The following is a 21,531-nucleotide window of genomic DNA, read 5'->3' on the forward strand; positions in this document are numbered from 1 at the left end:
TGGAGACACGTCATGGTTACATCTGAAAGTGCACTTTTAATTATCGACATGCAGCAGGGCCTTTTTAATGGTCCCGAGGCTCCCTTCGCCGCAAATTCGATCTTGTCGAACATCTCACTTCTCATTACTAAAGCCCGGGCTTCTGCCGTCCCCCTCTTTTTCGCACGCCATATCGGCCCGGATGATTCCCCTTTTAACGAGCAAAGCCCGCTGACGCGCCTGATCCCGGAATTGCAGGCTAACCCGCAGAGTGATGTCGTCTTCACCAAAAGATATCCCAGCTGTTTCAGGGATACTGGCCTGCAGCTTCAGCTGAAGCAAAAGGGCATTAAGCAACTGGTGATTGCGGGGATGAAAACGGAGTTCTGCGTTGATACTACCTGTCGGGCAGCCCCGGAGCTGGGTTTTAACGTCGTACTGATTTCCGATGCGCACACCACCGTCGATAATCCCCACCTCTCTGCGGAGAAGATTATTGCGCATCACAACCAGACGCTGGCGGGCCCCTTTTTGACGCTGGCAACCGCAACTGACTGGCATTTCGGTTCTGCCGGTTAAGTCCGATTTTCTGACCCGGTTCCATGCAGTCTGCTTGACGAAGCTGTCTGCTTAACTTACAACTAAACCCGTCAGGGGAGTCTCGCCAGAGAGACTGAGAGGCTAATAGCGCACCGCGCGGCTTAGCGACCCTTAGAACCTGACCCAGTTGATACTGGCGTAGGAAGACGGGTATCTCATCAGATACTTGCCGCAGGGGCGCATTCGCAACGTTCCTGCCTTTTCCCTCTGTATCACGGGTCTTCGTTAACGGATAACGAGGCCAAATTGAAAAATCTCATCCTGAATCTTTCTTTTCCTGTCCGGTGGACACCATGAGCCGCTGGTCGGTGCTCGGCAGCGGCGTTGCCGGGCTTTGTGTCGCCACGCTGCTGCTGGAGCGGGGAGAAACGGTCGAAGTTATTACCCAGCCTGACTGCCGTGCGGCCTCGCACTGGGCGGGCGGCATGCTCGCGCCCTGGTGTGAAGCAGAAAGCGCACCGCCACAGGTGATCGAATGGGGCCAGCACGCGGCCAGCTGGTGGGCGAAACGCGTTGATGGCGTGGAACAGCAGGGCACGCTGGTGGTTGCTCCGCCGCGTGACAGCCGTGAACTCACGCGCTTCGCCAGCATGACGCAGCAGCATCAGTGGGTCTCTCCCGGTGACATCGAACCCGCGCTGGAAAACCGCTTTGCCCGCGGCCTGTTTTTCGCCGCAGAGGCGCATCTCGATCCGCGCCGCGCCTTGCAGCAACTGCGCGACAAACTGCAACAGGCTGGCGTCCCCTTTCACAGCGGTAAACCCGGTGGCAAAATCATCGACTGCCGTGGCATCCACGCCACCGATCGGCAGCCCGCCCTGCGCGCCGTGCGGGGCGAAATGGTGATCCTGCACACATCCGACGTACAACTCTCCCGGCCTGTCCGGCTGCTGCACCCGCGCTTTCCCTGCTATCTGGTACCCCGCGCCGGGGGCCACTTCATGCTGGGTGCCACCATGGTGGAAAGCCACGACAGCAGCCCGATCAGCGCCCGGGCGATGATGGAATTGCTCAGCGCCGCTTACAGCCTGCATCCGGCGCTGGCCGAAGCGCGGATCGTGGAGAGCGGCACCGGTCTGCGTCCTGCTTACCGGCAGAACCTGCCGGAAGTCCGCTACGAAAATGGGCGTTTCTCACTTAACGGCCTCTACCGCCACGGCTTTTTGCTGGCCCCGATCATGGCTGAAAAACTTATGCTGCAACTGACTCAGGAGATGACTCATGCGCGTTGAACTGAATGGACGCACGATTGAAACCGGCGCAACGACGCTGGCGGAGCTTATGGCGGAGCAGCAGATCGATCCGCGGACCGTCGCCACCGCGCTGAACGGGGAGTTTGTACCGCGTAGCCGCTATGCCAGCCAGCAACTTGAGGCGGGCAACCAGCTCGAAATCCTGTCACCGATGCAGGGAGGTTAACCATGTTCTATCAATTTACTCCGCAATCCCGATTTCTGCTCGGCACGGCCGGTTATCCGTCACCGGACATTCTGCATCAGGCGATCAACGCGTCAGGCGCGGAGATAATTACCGTCAGCCTGCGGCGGGAAGGCAGTGAAGGCGGCGCTTTCCGCACGCTGCTGCAACAGCTCAACAAACGTATTCTGCCGAATACGGCGGGCTGCCACACGGTGAAAGAGGCGGTGACGACGGCGCAGATGGCGCGTGAAATGTTCGACACACCATGGATCAAGCTGGAGGTGATTGGCCATGCCGACACGTTGCAGCCCGATCCTTTTGCGCTGGTTGAAGCCGCGCGGATTCTCTGCGCTGACGGGTTCCAGGTGTTTCCCTACACCACGGAAGATCTGATTGTCGGCGAAAAATTGCTGGAAGCGGGCTGTGAAGTGCTGATGCCCTGGGGCGCGCCGATCGGCTCCGGCCAGGGGCTGCGTAATATCGAGGGACTGCGCGCTATGCGTGCGTGGTTTAAAGATGTGCCGCTGATTATTGATGCGGGCATTGGCGCGCCTGGCCAGGCGGCTCAGGCAATGGAGATGGGTTTCGATGGCGTGCTGCTCAACACGGCGGTGGCAAAAGCGCGCGATCCGGTGCGTATGGCGGGAGCCTTTGCTGCTGCAATCCACGGCGGACACGAGGCGTTTCAGGCGGGATTGATGGAGCAGCGCGACATGGCGTCTGCTTCTACGCCTATTTTTGGTCTGGCACAATTCAGTTAAGGAGCAGCGATGGAGCGTTATCAGCGACAGACGATGTTGCCAGAGATTGGTGAAGCGGGGCAGCAGCGGCTGAGCAGGGCAAAGGTGCTGGTGGTGGGGGCGGGCGGGCTTAGTGCAACGCTGCTGCCGTTACTGGCAGGCGCGGGTGTGGGATTTATCCGTCTTTACGATGGCGATCGGGTTGAACTGCACAACCTCCACCGGCAGACGCTGTTTGGCGTCGACGATGTGGGCCAGCAGAAAGTATTTTGCGCTCAGCGTGCGCTGGCGCAGCGCAATCCTGACTGCCACGTTGAGGCGCATCCACACGCGCTAAGCGCCAGTCAACTGCCGCAGGCGCTGGAGGGAATCGATCTGGTGGTGGATGCGGCGGATAACTTCGCTATTACTTATCAGCTCTCCGACGCCTGTTATCCGGCAGGCCTGCCGCTGATCTGCGCTTCGGTGCTGGGACGCAAAGGCTATGTTGGCGGATTCTGTGGCGGTGCGCCTGGCTATCGCGCGCTGTTCCCGCAACTGCCCACGGCCTCGGGTAACTGCAATACGGCAGGCGTAATGGGACCGGCGGTAGCGACGTTGGGCGCAATGCAGGCACAGATGGCGCTGAGCGTATTGTTAAAACTGACGCCATCGCCGCTCGGCTGCATGATCCACTGTGACTTTGTTGACTGGCATATCAGGCAGTTTCGTTTTGATGACGCACCTGAACCTGACGCGCCCGGCACGCCCTTTATCGATCGGGCCATGCTGATGGAGGATGATTGCATAGTGGAGTTGCGCAGCCTGGAAGAGGCACCGGTCAGTGTGGCCGAGCGGGTGGTGCGAATTCTGCCGCAGCAGATAGCGGACTGGCAACCGCCGGTCAATCAGCGTGTGGTTCTGGTGTGTGCCAGTGGCATGCGCGCAGCCCAGGCGGCTGAGAACCTTGCCGCGCGGGGGATTGCGCGGCTTGCGCTGGTGGCGGCAAACACGCTGTAGCGTGCCGGTTTAGACCACCTCGACCAGCTGGAACGTCTCGAAGATCAGCTCCATTTCGCTGTGAAAATAGCCTTCACGCTCGAAGTAGCGCTGATGTTCCTGACGCCAGTGGTCGAGGCTCAGATCGCCTTCACCCTCCAGCATCGCCATCTCTGGCGTGACGCGATCAAAGCGCGTCAGGAACAAGCCGGTGGTGCGGATCACGCAGACGGGCTGCTGTTCGCCGTTGAGAACAATGCTGTAACCGCCCGGTTGAGGCAATGCTTCCTGATCCTGCCAGCTCCGCAACGACCCGCAGGTGGCCACTTTCTTACCGGCAATAATCAGCGTTGCGAGCTCGCTGGCTAATTCCGGGGAGTCACCAAATGCATCTGTGAAGGCACCCGGATATTTGTCCTGCAGTTGTTGCAGCGTCATCGTCATCAGCAAATCCTCAATGAATTAGGCGTGCGGGCCCGGCGTAACGTCAGGTTATCGCCATGCAGGCCAGCGGTGCCGTTAAAATGAACAACAGTAGCGGCTTTATTCCCACCGTCTGCTGCTGATAGCGGTACAGCTTAACCGGCCTCCACATGGGAAAACAGGCTTAATTATCAGGATATTGAGTTTGCGCGTGAGTGGGGTCGCAAAGGAGAGACTTAGTCTGGCGCGGCCAGGCACAGCCGCGCACTAAGATTAACGAATCAGAAAGCTTGCCCAGTGCGCTATATCGTCACCGCTGCTGATTTCAGGCTGTACCAGACCGTTAACCATAAAAGTCGGTGAAACGTGAATGCCATTCTGGCGGGCATATTTGCAGTGCCATTTAATGGCGTTCTGCAGGTCGGGCTGATCAAATGCGGCGCTGGCATTCACGCCGCTGACCTCTTTCAGGCGGGCGAGGATCTGATTCGGCGTGGCATCGCGGTTCGGACCGGTACAGTGATCGGTGAACTCAAACTCTTCACGGTGATCGGCCACCGCCTGCATCACCTTTTTCGCGGCCTCTTTACTTTCGCAGGCGGCGGCAAGGATATAGCGCACTATCAGTCCGGAATAGAGGTGCCACGGCTGTGATTGCAGACGGATCTTCAGGGTGATGTTCTCTTCACCCGCGTGCGCCATTAGCGCGTCGAATTTATTGAAGGCGCGCACCGAAAAAGGACAGGTGGGTTCCAGAAAGACTTCAAATATCTCAGGGCCGTGGCCCCATACCAGTACATCAGCGTGCTGACTCATCGACAACTCCTTGAACATTAACGAGACGGGAAACCTGTTTACCCTGGCAAATCCCTCTGACATCAGCCAGTTAAGAATCAGCTGCAATTGTTACAAAAAACAGCAATCAGCTGATGAGTCGCGTGTAATACGCGACAGGCAGGTCCATTAGTCGTTAGAATTGCCAACTTTGGCATTTTCAACTGCTGGCACGGCGTAGCCGCCCACGAACAGCTATAGTTGTCAGCAGTGTGCAATCTTTTGCAGGATGCAGCCATTTAAGCTGCTTCACTGCTGTTTGTTTGCCCGGAGCTGATAAGCGTTAGAAGAGGTTAATTTTGCATACCGATCTCACCTGGAAAACTCTCCATCACGTCATCAATCAGACGATCTCTGACATGCTTGACGAGCAGCAGACCATTGATGTGTTATCACTGCGCGCCCGCCTGCATGAACTGGCTGAAAAAGAGGAGGATGAGGTTATGCTGCTCTGTTACTGGCAGGCGAGCAAAATTCTGATGCGATTACCCACGACCGTCACCGCCAGTCAGTTAATGACCGCGGCACGCCACGCTTTTCGCACCCCGCTGAATCACGATCTGCTTTAAAGGCTGCGTCCTACACAAACATCAGGATGGTCCTCACTCAAGCTTCAACAGCGTGTTCCCTTATTTTTCTCCTGAACACTGTTTTCCCCAATCTCTGTTAAAATTGTACCTCTGCGCCACTTTGCAGGATGCATGTTCGGGAGAAACTATGTTGTGGATTTGGAATGCCCTGATTGTTCTGGTCACTGTTATCGGAATGGAGATAACGGCTGCACTGGCGCACAGATACATTATGCATGGCTGGGGTTGGGGCTGGCATCTGTCACATCATGAACCGCATAAAGGCTGGTTTGAGGTTAATGACCTCTATGCCGTAGTGTTCGCCGCTCTGTCGATTTTGCTCATTTATCTGGGCAGCACGGGTGTCTGGCCCTTGCAGTGGATCGGCGCGGGTATGACGCTCTACGGCCTGCTCTATTTTATTGTGCATGACGGCCTGGTGCATCAGCGCTGGCCATTCCGCTATGTTCCGCGCCGGGGTTATTTACGCAGGCTTTATATGGCGCACCGCATGCATCATGCGGTACGAGGCAAAGAGGGCTGTGTCTCGTTTGGCTTTCTCTACGCGCCGCCGCTGTCAAAACTGCAGGCGACGCTGCGAGAACGTCATGGCGTTAAACGGGGCGCTGCCAGAGGTCAGCGGGGCGAGGAGCGTGACGCGCCATCCGGGAAGTAACCGCCTGACCCGATGCCGCCACCAGCAGTGCCAGTTTTTCTGGCGTGCTGGTGGACTGGCGTTGATCCCACGCCTGTGAGCCCGCCTGAACCACCTTCATACCGATTTTTCGATAGACCTGCTGCGCGGTAGCAATCGCCCACGCTGAACGCAGCGGTAAACCCGGCAGGCCAGCCGATGCCGATCGATAATAGGGCTCTGCCGTTTCCACCAGCAGACGGGCGACGCGGCTTAATGCCTGGCGATTTTGCGGGTCGGCGAGATTCTCTCGGGTCAGCCCCTCTTCAGCCAGCCACGCAGCGGGCAGATAGCAGCGTCCCGCTTCAGCATCTTCAACGATATCGCGCGCAATATTGGTCAGCTGAAACGCCAGACCGAGATCGCAGGCGCGGTCCAGCGTGGCGTTGTCGCGTACGCCCATAATCTGCGCCATCATCAGGCCAACCACGCCCGCGACGTGGTAACAGTAACGCAGCGTATCATCCAGCGTCTGATAGCGTGTCTCATGCACGTCCATCGCAAATCCCGCCAGATGATCAAAAGCGTAAGCAGGCAGAATATCGTGTGCCATTGCCACCTCCTGAAAGGCCGCAAAGGCGGGCTCATGCATCTGGGACCCGGCATAGGCCTGACGCGTTTTCATCTCCAGCTGCGCCAGGCGCTGTTCGGCGGATTGCAGCGATGGCGTATCGTTGCTGAATCCCAGGACCTGATCGTCAATCACATCATCACAGTGACGGCACCAGGCGTAGAGCATCAGCACGCTGCGTCGGGTTTTGGCATCAAACAGTTTTGACGCGGTGGCAAAGCTTTTCGATCCCACCTCCATGGTGTCTACGGCATGATCGAGCAGTGACGGACTATTCAAGCCAGATCCTCCAGCATCAATCCTGCGGTAGCCTTGGCCGAGCCAATCACGCCTGGAATACCCGCGCCAGGATGGGTACCTGCACCGACCAGATAGAGATTATTAATATTTTTATCGCGGTTGTGAGGCCGGAACCAGGCGCTTTGCGTCAGGATCGGCTCCACCGAGAAGGCCGAGCCCTGATACGCATTCAGCTCATCGCGGAAATCAAACGGCGTGAAGATGCGATGCGTGACCAACTGGCTCCGCAGGCCCGGCATATAGTGCTGTTCCAGATAGTCAAAAATGCGATCGCGCAGGCGCGGACCTTCAACGGCCCAGTCGATATCGGCGGTGCCGAGGTGCGGAACTGGCGCCAGCACGTAGTAGCTGCCGCAGCCCTCCGGCGCCAGTGAGGGATCGGTCACGCAGGGCGCATGCAGATAGAGCGAGAAGTCCTCTGCCAGGCCATCTTTGTTAAAGATCTCATCAATCAACTCACGATAGCGCGGACCAAAGCAGACCGTGTGGTGCGCCAGCTGATCGTGATGATGATTCAGGCCAAAATAGATCACAAACAGCGAGTTGCTCATGCGTTTGTTCTGCAGTGACCGTCCCTGCGCCTGCGAAGCGGGGTGCTGGCTCAGCAGTTCGCGGTAGGTGTGAACCACATCTGCGTTGGAGGCAACCGCGCGGGTCGGGAAGACCCGGCCATCTTTCAGGTGTACCGCGGTAATCCTGTTTTCCTGGGTCTCCAGCCGGACAACGCTGGCATTGAGCTCCACTTCGCCGCCCAGATCTTCAAACAGTTTCACCATGCCCTGCACCAGCGCGCCCGTGCCACCGCGCGGGAACCAGACGCCCCATTCACGTTCCAGCGCATGAATCAGGGTATAGATTGAGGAAGTGGCAAACGGATTTCCGCCCACCAGCAGTGAGTGGAAAGAGAAGGCCTGACGCAGATGCTCATCTTCAATGTAGCTCGCCACTTTGCTGTAAACGCTGCGCCATGCCTGAAGTTTTGCCAGCTGAGGCGCGGCCCGCAGCATGTCGCGGAATGACAGAAACGGCACGGTGCCAAGCTTCAGATAGCCTTCAGCAAACACCGCTCGGGAATAGGCCAGAAAGCGACGATATCCTTCAACGTCACGTGGATTAAACGCGGCAATCTGCGCTTCCAGCGCGGGCTGATCGTTGTCATAACTGAACACCTTGCCGGACTCCCAGCAGAGGCGATAAAACGGCTTCACCGGCATCAGCTCGACATAGTCAGAGAGCTTTTTACCCGCGAGGGTGAACAGCTCTTCAATGGCGCTGGGATCGGTGATTACCGTGGGGCCGGCATCAAACGTGAAGCCCTGATCCTGATAGACATAAGCCCGGCCGCCCGGCTTGTCACGCTGCTCCAGCAGTCGGGTGGGAACGCCTGACGCCTGAAGGCGAATGGCCAGGGCCAGACCACCAAAGCCTGCGCCAATTACTGTAGTTCTATTCATTGCATCGCCTGTTGACGGTGAGGAGTCATAATAGCCTGTAACGCCGCCAGAACGGGGACCGGGGGCTTGCCGCTTAAGATGCGCAGCCGATCAGGCAAAGTGAGTTTTCCCGCATAAAAACGGGCGATCAGACCTTCGGGAAGGCCGTAAAAACGTTGCATAACCTGCCAGCGCTGGTCAGCCGGACCCGCCAGAAACAGCATACGGTTCAGCATGCGGAAGAAGCGCTGTTGCTGCCAGGCCTGACTGGCGAACTGCTGAATGGTGGCGTGCAGGGTCTCAGAGGTAAACGTCTGCATCTGCGCCAGCCGGTCAGCCAGCGCGACCGCCAGCGGCAGAGAATAGCCGGTAGTCGGATGGAATAACCCGGCACGCAAACCGCTGCAGGGCAAATCGCGTTTCTGCCAGAAGGTGGCCACGTCGCCAGTCAGCGTAATGGGCAACGCGCCTTGCTCTTCGCGTAGCAGCCGGTCTAATCGCCACCCCTGCTGCGCGGCATAGTCGCGGATATTCTGACGGGCGCGATCGCCTTCCAGCGTGGCGTTATCAATGTAGTGGGTATCTTCAATCAGCAGGGTGTCTGCAGAAAAGGGCAGGCTGTAGACAAAGCGATAGCCTGCCTGCTGATCTACCGTGGCATCCATGATGATCGGCGCGGTCAGTCCATGTGGATCGCTGAGCTGCCACTCCTGTCCGACAAACGACTGGAAGCCCATGCGCAGCGCGGCATCGGGCTGGTAGCCACGGCCATCAATCACTGCGTCACTCTCCAGCACCCGGCCATCGTCCAGCGTAACCGTGCGTGAAGCGATGCCCGCAACCCGGGTATTCAGCAGCAGATCCGGCGCAAACCTGTCGCGGATGACCTGCGCGAAGCGCTCCGCAGTCACGCAAAAATAGCCACTGTTCAGACTGCGACTGCGTTGGGGAAAGCGGACCTCATAGCCAGGCCAGTGATGTACTACCAGCGGAGCGATCCAGCGATGCTGCGTTTCGGTGAGATCTTCCGCATGAAACGACCAGGTGTGATTGGCACCCGGTTCACGTTCGGCGTCAATCAGCAGAATGCGCAGGGAGGGCCGCTGCTGTCTCAGGCGCAGGGCGATCAGCCCGTTGGCCAGCCCCGCGCCCACCAGAATCAGATCATACCGCGGCATAGTCTCTCCTGGTGAGCACCGGCTGGCGGGTCAGCATCGCCTGTTCGACGATGCCCGCTGCCAGGGTGGTTCCGCCCGCCTGACGAAGTGCGCTACGCAGCGTTTTCATCTGCTGAACGTAGCTTTCATCAGCCAGTAAGGTCTGGAGCTGACGCGCCATGGAGTGGCTGGTGGTAAAGCGTGAGGCGCGACGTCCGATACCGTGCCAGACCACTCTGGCAGCCACACCCGGCTGATCAAAGGCCAGCGGGATCGTCAGCAGCGGCGTCAGATGGTTAATCCCATCCAGCACCGTATTCATGCCGCCGTGCGTAATGGCAAGATCGGCCTGCGCCAGTGCAGCCGCCTGGTCGGCAAAATCGACCACCTGAACATGGCTGGCCTGCGCCAGTTTCTCCGCCTGGAAAGGTGACAACCGACCGCAATGCGCCAGCAATAACTGAGCGTCGATCTCCTGGCAGGCGCGGACGATGGTTTTAAACAGGCCGTAGCGATGTCCCTGCAGCGTGCCGAGGGAAGCAAAAATGCGCGGTCTGTCGCCATGCGGGAAGTAGCGAGGCTGCGCCTCGGCGGGTGCCGGTTCAGTGGTACGCAGCGGGCCAACCGAATGGAAATGATCGGGCAACGCCTGGCGGGGAAAATCCAGTTCCGGAATCAGCTGGCTGATCTGCGCCAGCGGTGAAAAACAGTGATGCAGTTTTTCCCGTGGCGCTAATCCCATCGCATGAGCGTTGCGGGCGATCACCCGATCGTGACGTCGCATCAGCCAGTCATAGATTTTTTCACTGGTGCGATAGCGTTCCCGTGCCTGATCGGTCCTGGCATAGTCAAACGGCATCACGGCCAGCGGGAAATCCGCTTCACGGTTAAGTGGCAGCGCACAGGCAACCGAAACATAAGGCAGGTTCAGCGCTTCTGCCGCCAGTGCACCGGCAGGCTCCATCTGATCGACGATCACGCCATCAATCGCCAGGGTGCTCAGCACCACGGGCAGTTCACGACAGAGCATATCGGTGCTGCGGGCCATCTCATTGATCAGTTTCAGCATTGAGGGGCCGAGAGGATGCGCCGCCAGTTGCAGGGTGTGTGCCAGACTGCCCGCCGGATGCGAGGCTAAACCCAGCGGGAAAAAGCCGATCCGGCTATCGGTGAGTAGCGCGCCAACGTCCGTCTGCTGGATGAAAGTGATCTGGTGTCCGCGTGCGATTAAGGCCTGGCTAAGATGCTGAAGCGCCTGCACATGGCTATAGAAAGGCGGTGCAATGACCGCAAAGTGGCTCATGCAGCATCCTTAACTGACGGCAGCGAGTTTTTTCTCAAACCAGGCCTGAACAAAATGGTGTGTGGCATAACCGTCCCGGCAGGCCGATAACAGATGCTCGCTGGCGCAGCGCAGATGATCGCGCAGTCGCGTTTCAACCGCCTGTGGCCCCAGCAGATTCACCAGCGTTGATTTCCCGTCATCCTGATGAGCATCTTTACCGGTGTCGGCCATGCCGTCAGTGAGATCGTCCAGTAGCTGGAAAGCCTGACCAAGATTAAGCGAAAAACGGTGCAGCTGTTCGCGGGCTTCACCTGAGGCTTCAGCCACGATAGAGGCCATCTGCATGGAGGCGCAGAACAGGGTGCTGGTTTTATAGTGATTGGTCATCAGAATGGCGTCAGCGCTGCGTGGCTTGTCACCTTCGGAGAGATCCTTAAACTGCCCCTGCACCAGCCCCTGCATGCCGACTGCGTGGGATAATTCTGCTACAGCGTCGGCTCTGGCGGTTGCCGTTAAGCCTTCTGCCGCAGCGACCACGCCGAATGCCTTACTCAGCAGGGCCACCGCGGCCAGAATCGCGACATGTTCACCATACTGGCAATGAATGGTCGGACGTCCGCGACGCAGTTGCGCATCATCCATGCAGGGCATGTCATCCAGAATCAGTGATGCGGCATGCACCATCTCTACCGCGCAGGCGAGATCAAGCAGGCCGGCAGGCGTGGCGTTGCAGCCCAGATCGCGCGCTGCCAGCAACAACAGCAGTGGACGGATACGCTTTCCTGGTGCCAGTGCACCGTCGCGCATGGCAGCGCCCACTAAGTCACGTTCGCTTTCAACCGGTAAAAGCTGATCAAGCCGTTGCTCAATGTCGTTCAACAGGCTGGCTGCATCGCTGTGTATGAAATTGACGTGTTGTTCTGCACAGACCGTCATCATGGCTGTCCTTATCTACAGAGGAAGTCACAGCAGGTCGAATGATTCGATGCCATCTTCAATAATCGTCCCCGACTGCCATAGCATAGTTGGCAGGTTTTCAAAGAACGGCGGGTTAATCCATTACAACTAAGAGTAGTTCACGATAATAAAAATGTCGGAGAATTCAGCAGCATTCCGCGTTTTGCGGCGATAGCCGGACGGGCATTATGCGTGAATTAACCCAGTAATGCGCGCAGCTGTTTCATCACGCTGGCGACATCCTCCGCAGATAATGCGCCATCTTTAGCAAAGCGCACAATGCCTGCCGGATCAATCACCACCACGGACGCGCTTTCCGGCTTAAGATGCCAGCTGTGCGCGGTTACGCCACTGCTGTCGATAATGAATTGCTGCCACGGTGCCGCTTTTTTACTGGAAGCGATGCTGCGCACCACAAAAATGGCACTGCCAGGCAGCGCATCGTCAGTATTCACGATGGTGGTGGTCTGAAAACGGTCACGCGGCAGGCTGGCCTGCTGAATGGCTTCGATTAATCGTGCACTCTGATCCTTCGCTGAGAGACGACCCGCCACATGAATCACCAGACGAACTTTTCCGGTCAGAGTCTGACTGTTCCAGCGCTGATAATTTATGTCGCCCTGATTCAGCACCATTTCGCCTTTATCGGCAACGAAGACAGGTGGTACAGGCTGACCAGGGGTCAGGGTGTGAGCGGTGGCAAAGCCGGAAAACAGCAGGGCAATCATCAATCCATAATGGCGCACGGGTTCCTCACTTCTTTCTCGGTTTGCGTCAGACGCGGTGAACGCTCTCATTAGCATGCAGAAGATTAGTACCACATCTATGTTTCAGATCAATAAAAGCATTCAGGATTTGGCCTGAAAATGCAGGGGAGATTGTGTTTACAGGAGGTGGGAAATGAGTACAGCATTGATGACATTACCTGAATTTGCCCGTTATATCGGCATTGCCACCCCAACGCTGGCGCGTGCCTTTTGCTGCCGGGGATCGCTGGCGGGTGTGCCGCTGCCGCAGGCGCTGGATGATGCTCCGCTGACGCAACGCCACTGGCTTCTCGATGATTTACGTCAGTTCGATCATGCCTATAAACGGGTTCAGGCGATGCAGCAACGGAGCACGCTTTAATCTGCGTTAAACAAGACGTGAGCGCGGGAAAGTTCCCGCGCTTTTTTATGCAAAATTATCGGGCTTTACCAGGAAGCAGACCAGATTGGCATCCCGATCGCCCACGATCTCAATGCTGGAATCCAGCCCGCTGACGGCATCACCGCGACCCAGTCGCAGATCGCCGACGCGAATAATCCCTTCAAGCACGGTGAGATAAGCGACAAAGCCCGGCATCGACGGCACGTCCAGCGTATGGTTGCGCTCAAGCAGTGTGTCGAAGATGTAGACTTCCTGGCGAAGTTCCAGCGGCGCATCAGACTCTTCCGGCCCGGCCAGTTCGGTCCAGCCATTGGTCATAATGCCCTGATCGCGCTCCAGCACTTGGGTCATCGCTTCACCGCCCTGCTGTGCAGGCCGGATAACCGCCTGCAACAGCTCCGCTTCATACAACGGCACCGACTCTTCATATTGAACGCCATCACCCGCGTTCACCACCATCACGCGTTTTGCAGAGAGCTGGGTACGTTCGCCATTACTGTCCTGATGCTGCATCGAACCACGCCACAGGTAGGTGAAAACTTCTTCATCCTGATGCTGCTGCATCGGAATCCGGGCATCGAGTTTTAGCGACATCAGATCAACACTGACCAGCGGGCTTAACGCCTCGCCAGGACGCTGGCGCCGGACGGTAAAAGGACCGTACTCAAACAGTTGTTCAGGATTAGCTCGCACAATGTTCATGATTTGCTCTCAAATAAAGTGACTCATAACAACGATCATAGACCTCAGGCGGAGAATGAGAAGCCGGGAGTTTTGCCCGGCTTCGTCAGTTATTTTGAATAATAGAGTTTAGGGTGTCTTGCCAGCTTACTTGCCCTGTTCGTCGCTCTCACCGAGGAAGAAATACCAGAGTGGAATCGACAACAGCCCGGTAAAGACCGTGGAGTAGAGCAGAATCATCATCGCCTGGGTGATATACATGGTCAGCGACCAGTGACTGAAGGGGATCTGATACTGATCAATCACTCCGCCAATCATCGCATTCGCCATCACCGTAATGACAATCAGCGCCAGCACCGTCACGCTGCGCAGAAAATAGCGCATCTCTTTGCGCTTCCCGGCAAAACGCGACTGGACGATGGCCAGCGGCGACTGCTTGTCCGGGGCGACATCCACGCGAACGACCGCGGCGCGCTGTGCGCTGCGCCAGCGCTGAATATCCAGCAGCACCAGCACCAGCAGGCTGATACCCATAACGGGCAGGGCATATCCCAGCGCCAGCATCACTATCAGGCTGGTGCCCTGCGCATAGCGCGGCAGCGCCAGCCAGGCGGATAACAGCGTCTGCGAGGGGTTGAGCTGCGGAACAGCCGGGCGACGAATCCACCACATGCGGTAGCCCAGCACAATCATTGTGCAGAGTCCAAAGCCAGACAGCGCCAGAATCAGCTGATTAGGCAGGCCAAACAGCACGCCCATATGCGCATCCACGCCCCAGCGGGTCAGTTTCGCCACCAGCGGGAAGCTGGCGAACTCAACGCGGTCAACCACGCTAAAATCAGTCGGGTTAATTGAAACCGCATCGACCTGGCTTGGCCAGCTGCGGTCAATCTCCGAAACCGTCCACGCCTGTTCAGCGTTCTTAGGCTGGCGTAGTTCCAGTTTCGCTGCGTGCAGTCCGGCCTGACGCGCCGCTGCCAGCGCCTGATCCCAGCTGGCATTCGGCTGATTGAGAATCACAGGCGCAGCGGTTTTCGCTGGCATGGTCATTCCGGACATCGTCATCCCTTCCATTGCGCCGCGATGGTCAGCATGGGGATCGGCGGCTTCAGCGGGCGCGTTACCGTTTAGCGCGGTATTAACCTGCGGCGTTTTCCAGCCAAAGTCGCTGCGCATCTTTTCAATATTATTGCCCGCCCACTGTGACCAGGTCAGCCCGGTTACTGAAAAGAACACCAGTCCGATTGCCAGCAGCAGCCCCAGCGTGACATGCCAGTGACGGGTTGCCGCGAAGCCGCTCCGTGCTTTACTGCGGATGCGCGGCGGCCGGGTGCCGGACCATAAGACAATCCCACCCAGCGCAGCGACCCACAGCCAGGAGGCTGCCAGTTCACTGTAGTTTCGGCCAAAATCACCCAGCAACAGGCCGCGATGCAGCTGATCCAGCCACATGCGCAGCGGCAGCACACCGCTGGTGCCATACACCGTCATATCGCCTTTCACCTGCAGGGTGTAGGGGTCAATAAACAGCGATCGTGATTCCGATGGGCCAAGCTGTGGCTCGGCAAACTGCACGCGGGTTGTATCCTGCGGGCCGGGTGCCGGACGCACAGCGTAAATGCGTGCTGATTCACCGGCACGGGCTCGCGCAGCGGCAATCTGGGCGGACAACGGTTGGGCCTCACCCTGGGCATCGGTGGTCAGGGCATCATGGTAGATAGCCTGTTCCAGTTGCGGCGTCAGAACGTAGAGCGTGCCGGTGAGTGCCGCGACAAAAATAAACGGCGCAATAAACAGGCCGATATAAAAATGCAGGCGGCGAAAGAGATTAAACACCGTGCCGCGCGGTGCAGGGGACATTTCCTGAGAAGAGGACATAGCATTCCACACTTTTCAAAAGACAAAGACGATCAGGTGACGTTGTCACGCAATCGGATTAGTAAGCAGTGAGTGTGACGCGATAAAGGGTGGCGCGCGCGGTCGATGAAGACGCAGCAGCCGTTGCCATTGGGGTGGATTGATAGCCGCTGGCGGCGGGGCGCGGCTGATCAGGCACATCCACCAGATAAACGGGATAAAAACCCAGAGCATCAGCGGAACATGCACCAGCAGATCGCAGTAGCCACAGGCAAAGCCCGGGCCCATAATCATCCCGTGATCCGCCATCGACATCTCGCTGTGATGATCCATCATCGGCATCTCTGCGCTCATGATCGAAGCGCCTTGCATCCTGGCATGATGTTCAGCGAGATTCTTTGAGATCATCGGTGCAACAAACAACAGCAGCACGGCCAGTATCGCAATACCGGCGGTGAGTCGTTGTCTGAGTGAAGATCCCGGCATGATTTCAACGGTCGTATGAGGTCAGAATTCAGGGCGGCAGTGTAACGCGAAGGGAATAAAAGGGTTAAATAAAGTGGCATCTGTTCCGAAAAAATTCGCACTCTTTGAACATTTTCACTTTAATTTCAGCATCATTTAACTTAGTTGTTACTCGCGGTGCACATACAAATAACATTAATCATTCGCCTGCGGTTTAACCAAACCCAATGAAGGAATAAAAAAATGAAAATTGTAATGCTGGATGGTGACACGCTGCCGGTACCCCTGCCGACCGGTCAACAGCAGGCTGACTGGGAGATTCGCGCGCAGACTCCGGCTGATGACATTGTGTCTTCGCTGGCGGGCGCAACGGTCGCTATCACCAATAAGGTGCCGTTGCGGGCTGACACACTGCAACAACTGCCTGAACTGCGTTTTATCTGTGTCGCAGCGACGGGCTATGACTGTATCGATCTTGATGCCTGCCGCGCACGCGGCATCGTGGTCAGTAATGTTCCAGGCTATTCAACTCAGAGCGTTTCAGAGGCGGTGATAGCCGCAATTTTTGCCCTGCGCCGTCAGCTGATGGCTTATGCCAGCAATACCCGCATCGACTGGCCCCAGGCTAAGCACTTCTGTGTGCATCATCAGCCGATAGGGGATATTGGCGGAGCCACGCTGGGCATCGTGGGCAAAGGCGACATCGGCCAGGCGGTCGGAAGGCTGGCCCAGGCGCTGGGAATGCAGGTGCAGTACGCCGAGCGCAAAGGCAGTGAAAGAGTGCGTGACGGTTATGTCAGCTTTGAGCAGATGCTGGCGACCAGCGACATCATTTCGCTGCACTGCCCGCTGAGTGACAGCACCCGCCAGATGATTGATCGCGATGCGCTGGATAAAATGAAGCCACAGGCGCTGCTGATAAACACGGCTCGTGGCGGACTGATTAACGAGGCCGATCTTGCTGCCGCGTTAAAGCAGGGGCAGATTGGTGGTGCGGCGCTGGATGTGCTGAGCAGCGAGCCGCCCGCTCCGGATAATCCGCTGCTGGCGGATCTGCCAACTCTGCTGCTGACGCCGCACATCGCCTGGGCAAGTCGCAGCGGCGTGGAGAATCTGGTGGCTGGCGTGATGGCCAATATCGCGGCCTTTATTCAGGGCGAGCCAATTAATGTGGTGAGCTGAGTCAGATGGAATAGTTTTTAATGCCCAACATGGGTTGATATTCAGAGCAACCTCGTAGATTTCAGGAAAAGCGTTTTACGCGGTTTAGTCATCAGGGTATTAATTTCGTTATTTTCATCAGGAGTTTAAACGTTCGTGCGCTACAGGAATTAGCGTCTTTTACTGGCTGAATCAGCCGTTGTAAGCGTTTCAGGAACAGAAAGGATTCTGGCCAGTGAAAAAGAAGAACAGTACGCCTGTGCCTCATGATGCCACATTCCGGCAATTTCTGACTCAGCCGGATATTGCCCGGGATTTCATGGAGCTGCATTTGCCGCCAGAGCTGCGCATATGCTGTGATCTCAGCACGCTGAAACTGGAGTCGGGGTCATTTGTCGAGGATGACCTTCGGCAGTACTTTAGCGACGTGCTTTACAGTCTTAAAACAACCGCTGGCGATGGATATATCCATGTACTCATTGAGCATCAGTCTGTGCCAGACAAACATATGGCATTTCGGCTGATGCGCTATGCCGTGGCTGCCATGCAGCGCCATCTTGAAGCAGGGCATAAGCGGTTGCCGCTGGTAATTCCCATCCTGTTTTACACTGGCAGACGCACTCCCTATCCCTATTCGACCCGGTGGCTGGATGAGTTCGACGACCCGGCGCTGGCGGACAGGCTATACAGCCGCAGTTTTCCGCTGGTCGATGTCACGGTGATTCCTGACGATGAGATCATGCAACATCGCAGCATGGCGGCTCTGACCCTGTTGCAGAAGCATATCCGGCAGCGTGATCTGGCTGAAATGATGGACCGGCTGGTAACCATTTTGCAGGCTGGCTATCACTCTTCATCACAGGTGATAACGCTGGTACACTACATTGTACAGGCGGGTGAAACATCGGACGCCAAAGCCTTTGTACGGGAGCTGGCACAGCGTGTGCCCCAACACGAGAACGCACTTATGACTATCGCACAACAGCTTGAGCAGATAGGGCTTGAAAAAGGTATTGAGCAGGGTATTGAACAGGGACGGACAGAAGGTAGTCGTGGAGCAAGCCTCAGAATTGCCCACACCATGCTAGAGAGTGGCATGGATCGCAATACCGTTATGCAGATGACTGGTCTGAGTGAAGAGGACCTGGCACAGATTTCGCACTAATTAATTTTTTGAGTTCTGATTATCGCTGACGACTCAAATCGCCAGCGGACTACAAGGAAAATGCAAAATCAGCTTCCTGAAATCAAGGGAACCCCGTTGCATTTCACCACAGCGAGCCTGTGACTTGCGCGCTCAGACTCAGAATATCGATCGCCCCAGCTTCTCGGTCAGCAATTCCAGCACAGCGGTACCGGCCAGAGAATTGCCCGCGCTATCCAGCCCAGGCGACCAGACGGCAATGCTCATCTCACCTGGGATAATGGCAATAATCCCGCCACCCACGCCCGATTTTGCGGGCATCCCGACCCGCCACGCGAATTCGCCAGCGCCGTCGTACATCCCGCTGGTGATCATCAGTGCGTTGATCTGCCGCGCCTGACGTGGAGTAATCATCTGGCTGCCATCCAGCGTTTTGCCCTGATTCGCCAGATAGATAAACGTGCGGGCCAGCTCAACGCAGTTCATCGACAGGGAACAGTAGTGGAAATAGGTCTGCATCACGCTGGTGACATCGTTGTCGAAATTTCCAAACGACTTCATCAGCCAGGCGATCGCTGCATTGCGGGCCGAATGTTCGAACTCAGAGCGGGCAACGTGGCGATCATAATTGATATCGGACTGCTGACTCAGCTGGCGCACAATTTCCAGCATTCGCTGACGCGGGGCGGTCAGTCGGGTTTCCAGCAGATCGCAAATCACCAGCGCACCGGCATTAATAAACGGATTACGCGGCTTGCCCTGTTCCAGCTCCAGCTGAACCAATGAATTAAATGGCTGGCCAGAAGGCTCTTTGCCGACCCGCTGCCAGATTTCGCTGTCCTCATAGCGGGTCAGTGCTACGGTCAGAGAAAGCGCCTTGGAGATCGACTGAATCGAAAAGCGCGTCTCAGCATCGCCCGCCTGAAAGAGGGTGCCATCACGCAGGCAAACCGCTATTGCCAGATGATCGGCAGCCACATCCGCCAGCGCAGGGATATAGTCAGCCACCTTTCCCTGATGGATCAGCGGACGCACCTGATCCAGGATCTCCTGCAGCAGAGCATTATTCAGTTCAGACACGCACATTCTCCCGTCGATTCCCGCCGACCCGTGATGCTAAGCATCCGCGATCGGCGAGTCATTTATTGTTAACGGCTCCGCCGCATTTTCAGCTAATGGGTTTTGACTGCGCTGCCAGCGGAGCCAGCAGCATCTGTAACAGGCTCAGCATTGCCAGCACGCTGAAGGGCAGCGTCCAGTTACCGCTCTGCTCATGGAGCACGCCAAAGAACAAAGGGCCGAGTGCCGCCAGCGCATATCCGACACACTGTGCCATGCCCGACAGTTGTGACGCCTGACGGTGATGAGTGGCTCGCAGATTAAACAGTGAGAGGCAGAGCACCAGTGATGCGCCTGCGCCCAGTCCGGCCAGTGTCAGCCAGATGACGGCCCACTGCGGATTGAGCAATAGGCCCAGCATGCCGAGGAAAATGCCTGATGAAGCAATAAACGCGGTAAGCCGTGCATCTTTTACCCGCTTCAGCGCCACCATGCAGCCCAGGTTAGCGACGATCGCAATTGCCTGATACCAGAACAGCAGCCAGCCTGCGTGGGCCTGACTGAAGCCGTTATCCTGGGCAAACAGCGTAAACCAGTCAATCAGGGTATAAAACGCCAGCGATTGCAGCGCCATAAACAGTGCAATTTGCCAGCCGCCTGCCGTTCGCCACGGATGGCGATATGCAACGGGCGCATCTGCGGGCGCTACGGTTGAACGCCGTTGACGTAACAGCGGCAGCCAGACGAGTAGCGCAATCAGTCCCGGTAGCGCCCAGACAACCAGCGAGAGTCGCCAGCCAGCCGCTGAAAGCTGGCTCAGCGGAACGGCAATGCCAGATGCCAGGCTGGCAGTAATCGACATGGTGGCGGCATAAAGGCCAATATATTTAGCGGTGTGGGCGGTGAAATCGCGTTTAATCAGTGGCGGCAGCAGCACGTTGGCGGCGGCAATGCCTGCGCTGAGCAGCAGCGTTCCGCTCCACAACGCCGCTTCAGCAGGCAGCCAGCGCAACAGCGAACCGGCAGTGATCAGGCATAGCGCGCCCCATAAACTGCGCTCAAGCCCGACGCGATTTCCCAGCCAGGCGGCCAGTGGGGCGAGCAGGGCAAACAGCATCAGTGGAATAAAGTTAAACAGACCTGCTTCACCGACACTCAGGCCAAAGGTCTGGCGGATATCCTGTAGTACCGGGCCGATGACAGTAATGGGCGCACGAAGATTAGCCGCGGTCAGCAGCAGGACGAACAAAAAAAATGTGGCGCTGGAATACGCAGCGAGAGGTTTAGCTGGGTGTTGTACAGGCATCATGGCAGGGATCATCACATGCAGCAGTGCTGCGGGGGCGTTGGTTGACGTTAACGCTTACGCATCAGAATTGATGTCTGGGCGCTACTTTACTGACCGGTTAGCAGCGTGTAAAGCCTTGTTATGCGATGAAATAGCGTAATTGAGATCTCACAGCAGCGATCGCCTTGTGACAGGATCAATGGAATTCAGGTTCAGGGAAATGACCGCAGTCGTTCTGGCTGGGATTGGAGCCTGGCTGGCAGGTCTGCTGGCGGGTTTCGGCCGCCGGAACCGGTTTTTCAGCGTGCCATGGGGCACTACAGGCACTGAGAAGAGAAACCAGAATCATCACACTGATAACGCGCATATCCGCTCCTTATTAACCGTCATGAACAAGGCCACGTCGGTGATCGGCGGTTTGCAGGTCAGGGACGTCTTACCTGAGTGTGGTATCTAAGGGGATAATGTCAATTAAAACAGAGCAAACATCAGCGCGACAGGAAAACTCATCGGCCAGGTGGCCCCCACCAGAAAGGCGCTCAGCAGTTTGATGCTCAGCTTATCTTTGGCGATGAAGAACGTGATCAGCGTAGCGATCAATGCAACAACGGCATAGAAAATTAGCATACCCTGGTACAGTGTCATTGATATCTCCGCAGCGTCATTAAGGTTTTCGCTGCGCATGATGCGGATTTTTGTGATCCAGATCAAGTGAATCAGGGTTTAGCATCTAAAGAAATCATGGGTAAGGGCAGTTGGTTCGCTCGCTGAACTTCATCGTAACAGCG

The 21,531-nt window shown here is 56.9% G+C and carries 25 protein-coding genes and 1 riboswitch; of the genes, 10 read left to right on the top strand and 15 right to left on the bottom strand.

Annotation, left to right across the window (positions count from 1 at the left end; genetic code table 11):
• The first annotated feature begins 12 nt into the window (after positions 1 to 12).
• The 5 genes from HFD95_RS07085 to HFD95_RS07105 all read left to right on the top strand — a co-directional run bounded on the left by HFD95_RS07085 (position 13) and on the right by HFD95_RS07105 (position 3,737).
• Positions 13 to 558 carry a cysteine hydrolase family protein gene (locus HFD95_RS07085; protein ID WP_033786853.1) on the top strand — a complete coding sequence of 182 codons (546 nt, stop codon included), beginning with the start codon at positions 13 to 15 and terminating at the stop codon, positions 556 to 558.
• 63 nt (positions 559 to 621) lie between these two features.
• A riboswitch (TPP riboswitch) is annotated at positions 622 to 741 on the top strand.
• Between the two features lie 131 nt (positions 742 to 872).
• Entirely contained in the window at positions 873 to 1,811 is a 939-nt protein-coding gene (locus tag HFD95_RS07090; protein WP_033760161.1) for an FAD-dependent oxidoreductase, read from the top strand.
• Positions 1,801 to 1,998 carry a sulfur carrier protein ThiS gene (gene thiS, locus HFD95_RS07095; protein ID WP_010247485.1) on the top strand — a complete coding sequence of 66 codons (198 nt, stop codon included), beginning with the start codon at positions 1,801 to 1,803 and terminating at the stop codon, positions 1,996 to 1,998. The genes HFD95_RS07090 and thiS overlap by 11 nt, the downstream gene beginning before the upstream one ends.
• A 2-nt stretch (positions 1,999 to 2,000) precedes the next feature.
• Positions 2,001 to 2,759 carry a thiazole synthase gene (locus HFD95_RS07100; protein ID WP_045140170.1) on the top strand — a complete coding sequence of 253 codons (759 nt, stop codon included), beginning with the start codon at positions 2,001 to 2,003 and terminating at the stop codon, positions 2,757 to 2,759.
• Between the two features lie 9 nt (positions 2,760 to 2,768).
• Positions 2,769 to 3,737 (top strand): HesA/MoeB/ThiF family protein, encoded by a 969-nt coding sequence (locus HFD95_RS07105; RefSeq protein ID WP_167430010.1) that lies wholly within the window; start codon positions 2,769 to 2,771, stop codon positions 3,735 to 3,737.
• Positions 3,738 to 3,746: 9 nt separating this feature from the next.
• On the opposite strand, the gene HFD95_RS07110 is transcribed toward HFD95_RS07105, so the two are convergent.
• Together HFD95_RS07110 and HFD95_RS07115 are read right to left on the bottom strand one after the other, a co-directional pair.
• A complete protein-coding gene (locus tag HFD95_RS07110) occupies positions 3,747 to 4,160 on the bottom strand; it encodes an ASCH domain-containing protein (RefSeq protein WP_010247476.1) in 414 nt (137 codons plus the stop codon).
• Positions 4,161 to 4,412: 252 nt separating this feature from the next.
• Complete coding sequence (locus tag HFD95_RS07115; RefSeq protein ID WP_167430011.1) at positions 4,413 to 4,955, bottom strand: thioredoxin domain-containing protein; 543 nt, start codon at positions 4,953 to 4,955, stop codon at positions 4,413 to 4,415.
• Between the two features lie 317 nt (positions 4,956 to 5,272).
• Here HFD95_RS07115 and HFD95_RS07120 point away from each other — a divergent pair, with 317 nt between their 5' ends.
• Together HFD95_RS07120 and HFD95_RS07125 are read left to right on the top strand one after the other, a co-directional pair.
• Positions 5,273 to 5,542: a hypothetical protein gene (locus HFD95_RS07120; protein WP_010247470.1), complete on the top strand. Its 270-nt coding sequence runs from the start codon at positions 5,273 to 5,275 to the stop codon at positions 5,540 to 5,542.
• Between the two features lie 148 nt (positions 5,543 to 5,690).
• On the top strand, positions 5,691 to 6,218 hold the full coding sequence (locus HFD95_RS07125; protein WP_022624706.1) for a sterol desaturase family protein: 528 nt from the start codon (positions 5,691 to 5,693) through the stop codon (positions 6,216 to 6,218).
• Here HFD95_RS07125 and crtB read toward each other — a convergent pair.
• The 6 genes from crtB to HFD95_RS07155 all read right to left on the bottom strand — a co-directional run bounded on the left by crtB (position 6,157) and on the right by HFD95_RS07155 (position 12,667).
• A complete protein-coding gene (crtB, locus tag HFD95_RS07130) occupies positions 6,157 to 7,086 on the bottom strand; it encodes a 15-cis-phytoene synthase CrtB (RefSeq protein ID WP_167430012.1) in 930 nt (309 codons plus the stop codon). The genes HFD95_RS07125 and crtB overlap by 62 nt on opposite strands.
• A complete protein-coding gene (locus HFD95_RS07135) occupies positions 7,083 to 8,561 on the bottom strand; it encodes a phytoene desaturase (protein ID WP_167430013.1) in 1,479 nt (492 codons plus the stop codon). The genes crtB and HFD95_RS07135 overlap by 4 nt, the downstream gene beginning before the upstream one ends.
• Complete coding sequence (gene crtY / locus HFD95_RS07140; protein WP_167430014.1) at positions 8,558 to 9,718, bottom strand: lycopene beta-cyclase CrtY; 1,161 nt, start codon at positions 9,716 to 9,718, stop codon at positions 8,558 to 8,560. The genes HFD95_RS07135 and crtY overlap by 4 nt, the downstream gene beginning before the upstream one ends.
• A complete protein-coding gene (locus HFD95_RS07145; protein WP_167430015.1) occupies positions 9,705 to 11,000 on the bottom strand; it encodes a glycosyltransferase in 1,296 nt (431 codons plus the stop codon). Before HFD95_RS07145 ends, crtY begins: the two co-directional genes overlap by 14 nt.
• Positions 11,001 to 11,009: 9 nt before the next feature.
• Positions 11,010 to 11,918: a polyprenyl synthetase family protein gene (locus HFD95_RS07150; protein WP_033760185.1), complete on the bottom strand. Its 909-nt coding sequence runs from the start codon at positions 11,916 to 11,918 to the stop codon at positions 11,010 to 11,012.
• A gap of 218 nt (positions 11,919 to 12,136) precedes the next feature.
• On the bottom strand, positions 12,137 to 12,667 hold the full coding sequence (locus tag HFD95_RS07155; RefSeq protein WP_010247442.1) for a YtfJ family protein: 531 nt from the start codon (positions 12,665 to 12,667) through the stop codon (positions 12,137 to 12,139).
• 172 nt (positions 12,668 to 12,839) lie between these two features.
• On the opposite strand from HFD95_RS07155, the gene HFD95_RS07160 reads away from it, so the two are divergent.
• On the top strand, positions 12,840 to 13,067 hold the full coding sequence (locus HFD95_RS07160; protein ID WP_167430016.1) for a hypothetical protein: 228 nt from the start codon (positions 12,840 to 12,842) through the stop codon (positions 13,065 to 13,067).
• Positions 13,068 to 13,112: 45 nt separating this feature from the next.
• On the opposite strand, the gene HFD95_RS07165 is transcribed toward HFD95_RS07160, so the two are convergent.
• The 3 genes from HFD95_RS07165 to HFD95_RS07175 all read right to left on the bottom strand — a co-directional run bounded on the left by HFD95_RS07165 (position 13,113) and on the right by HFD95_RS07175 (position 16,112).
• Positions 13,113 to 13,790 (bottom strand): pirin family protein, encoded by a 678-nt coding sequence (locus HFD95_RS07165; protein ID WP_154210282.1) that lies wholly within the window; start codon positions 13,788 to 13,790, stop codon positions 13,113 to 13,115.
• Between the two features lie 126 nt (positions 13,791 to 13,916).
• On the bottom strand, positions 13,917 to 15,647 hold the full coding sequence (locus tag HFD95_RS07170; RefSeq protein WP_167430017.1) for a DUF2534 family protein: 1,731 nt from the start codon (positions 15,645 to 15,647) through the stop codon (positions 13,917 to 13,919).
• A gap of 45 nt (positions 15,648 to 15,692) precedes the next feature.
• Complete coding sequence (locus HFD95_RS07175; protein ID WP_167430018.1) at positions 15,693 to 16,112, bottom strand: DUF2946 domain-containing protein; 420 nt, start codon at positions 16,110 to 16,112, stop codon at positions 15,693 to 15,695.
• A 222-nt stretch (positions 16,113 to 16,334) separates the two neighbouring features.
• Between HFD95_RS07175 and HFD95_RS07180 the strand changes: the two genes are divergently transcribed.
• Both HFD95_RS07180 and HFD95_RS07185 read left to right on the top strand, forming a co-directional pair.
• Entirely contained in the window at positions 16,335 to 17,273 is a 939-nt protein-coding gene (locus HFD95_RS07180; protein ID WP_167430019.1) for a D-2-hydroxyacid dehydrogenase, read from the top strand.
• Positions 17,274 to 17,487: 214 nt separating this feature from the next.
• Entirely contained in the window at positions 17,488 to 18,417 is a 930-nt protein-coding gene (locus tag HFD95_RS07185) for an Rpn family recombination-promoting nuclease/putative transposase (protein ID WP_062759161.1), read from the top strand.
• 138 nt (positions 18,418 to 18,555) lie between these two features.
• Here the strand turns inward: HFD95_RS07185 and glsB are convergent, their stop codons facing one another.
• The 4 genes from glsB to HFD95_RS07205 all read right to left on the bottom strand — a co-directional run bounded on the left by glsB (position 18,556) and on the right by HFD95_RS07205 (position 21,388).
• On the bottom strand, positions 18,556 to 19,482 hold the full coding sequence (glsB, locus tag HFD95_RS07190; RefSeq protein ID WP_010247422.1) for a glutaminase B: 927 nt from the start codon (positions 19,480 to 19,482) through the stop codon (positions 18,556 to 18,558).
• 82 nt (positions 19,483 to 19,564) lie between these two features.
• Positions 19,565 to 20,764 carry an MFS transporter gene (locus HFD95_RS07195; RefSeq protein WP_050679466.1) on the bottom strand — a complete coding sequence of 400 codons (1,200 nt, stop codon included), beginning with the start codon at positions 20,762 to 20,764 and terminating at the stop codon, positions 19,565 to 19,567.
• 175 nt (positions 20,765 to 20,939) lie between these two features.
• The gene (locus HFD95_RS07200; protein ID WP_010247418.1) at positions 20,940 to 21,110 is read right to left on the bottom strand and encodes a hypothetical protein; all 171 of its coding nucleotides are present in this window, start codon (positions 21,108 to 21,110) and stop codon (positions 20,940 to 20,942) included.
• Between the two features lie 104 nt (positions 21,111 to 21,214).
• On the bottom strand, positions 21,215 to 21,388 hold the full coding sequence (locus HFD95_RS07205; protein WP_010247416.1) for a GhoT/OrtT family toxin: 174 nt from the start codon (positions 21,386 to 21,388) through the stop codon (positions 21,215 to 21,217).
• Positions 21,389 to 21,531: the final 143 nt, after the last annotated feature.

The organism is Pantoea sp. EKM10T (assembly GCF_011800685.1).
Taxonomy (GTDB): Bacteria; Pseudomonadota; Gammaproteobacteria; order Enterobacterales; family Enterobacteriaceae; genus Pantoea; species Pantoea agglomerans.

Bases quoted from the DNA above. Each gene is read 5' to 3' on its own strand.
- HFD95_RS07085 (WP_033786853.1), top strand. From the start codon at position 13: ATGGTTACATCTGAAAGTGCACTTTTAATTATCGACATGCAGCAGGGC.
- HFD95_RS07090 (WP_033760161.1), top strand. From the start codon at position 873: ATGAGCCGCTGGTCGGTGCTCGGCAGCGGCGTTGCCGGGCTTTGTGTC.
- thiS (WP_010247485.1), top strand. From the start codon at position 1,801: ATGCGCGTTGAACTGAATGGACGCACGATTGAAACCGGCGCAACGACG.
- HFD95_RS07100 (WP_045140170.1), top strand. From the start codon at position 2,001: ATGTTCTATCAATTTACTCCGCAATCCCGATTTCTGCTCGGCACGGCC.
- HFD95_RS07105 (WP_167430010.1), top strand. From the start codon at position 2,769: ATGGAGCGTTATCAGCGACAGACGATGTTGCCAGAGATTGGTGAAGCG.
- HFD95_RS07110 (WP_010247476.1), bottom strand. From the start codon at position 4,160: ATGACGATGACGCTGCAACAACTGCAGGACAAATATCCGGGTGCCTTC.
- HFD95_RS07115 (WP_167430011.1), bottom strand. From the start codon at position 4,955: ATGAGTCAGCACGCTGATGTACTGGTATGGGGCCACGGCCCTGAGATA.
- HFD95_RS07125 (WP_022624706.1), top strand. From the start codon at position 5,691: ATGTTGTGGATTTGGAATGCCCTGATTGTTCTGGTCACTGTTATCGGA.
- HFD95_RS07135 (WP_167430013.1), bottom strand. From the start codon at position 8,561: ATGAATAGAACTACAGTAATTGGCGCAGGCTTTGGTGGTCTGGCCCTG.
- crtY (WP_167430014.1), bottom strand. From the start codon at position 9,718: ATGCCGCGGTATGATCTGATTCTGGTGGGCGCGGGGCTGGCCAACGGG.
- HFD95_RS07145 (WP_167430015.1), bottom strand. From the start codon at position 11,000: ATGAGCCACTTTGCGGTCATTGCACCGCCTTTCTATAGCCATGTGCAG.
- HFD95_RS07150 (WP_033760185.1), bottom strand. From the start codon at position 11,918: ATGACGGTCTGTGCAGAACAACACGTCAATTTCATACACAGCGATGCA.
- HFD95_RS07155 (WP_010247442.1), bottom strand. From the start codon at position 12,667: ATGATTGCCCTGCTGTTTTCCGGCTTTGCCACCGCTCACACCCTGACC.
- HFD95_RS07160 (WP_167430016.1), top strand. From the start codon at position 12,840: ATGAGTACAGCATTGATGACATTACCTGAATTTGCCCGTTATATCGGC.
- HFD95_RS07165 (WP_154210282.1), bottom strand. From the start codon at position 13,790: ATGAACATTGTGCGAGCTAATCCTGAACAACTGTTTGAGTACGGTCCT.
- HFD95_RS07170 (WP_167430017.1), bottom strand. From the start codon at position 15,647: ATGTCCTCTTCTCAGGAAATGTCCCCTGCACCGCGCGGCACGGTGTTT.
- HFD95_RS07175 (WP_167430018.1), bottom strand. From the start codon at position 16,112: ATGCCGGGATCTTCACTCAGACAACGACTCACCGCCGGTATTGCGATA.
- HFD95_RS07180 (WP_167430019.1), top strand. From the start codon at position 16,335: ATGAAAATTGTAATGCTGGATGGTGACACGCTGCCGGTACCCCTGCCG.
- glsB (WP_010247422.1), bottom strand. From the start codon at position 19,482: ATGTGCGTGTCTGAACTGAATAATGCTCTGCTGCAGGAGATCCTGGAT.
- HFD95_RS07195 (WP_050679466.1), bottom strand. From the start codon at position 20,764: ATGATGCCTGTACAACACCCAGCTAAACCTCTCGCTGCGTATTCCAGC.
- HFD95_RS07200 (WP_010247418.1), bottom strand. From the start codon at position 21,110: ATGCGCGTTATCAGTGTGATGATTCTGGTTTCTCTTCTCAGTGCCTGT.
- HFD95_RS07205 (WP_010247416.1), bottom strand. From the start codon at position 21,388: ATGACACTGTACCAGGGTATGCTAATTTTCTATGCCGTTGTTGCATTG.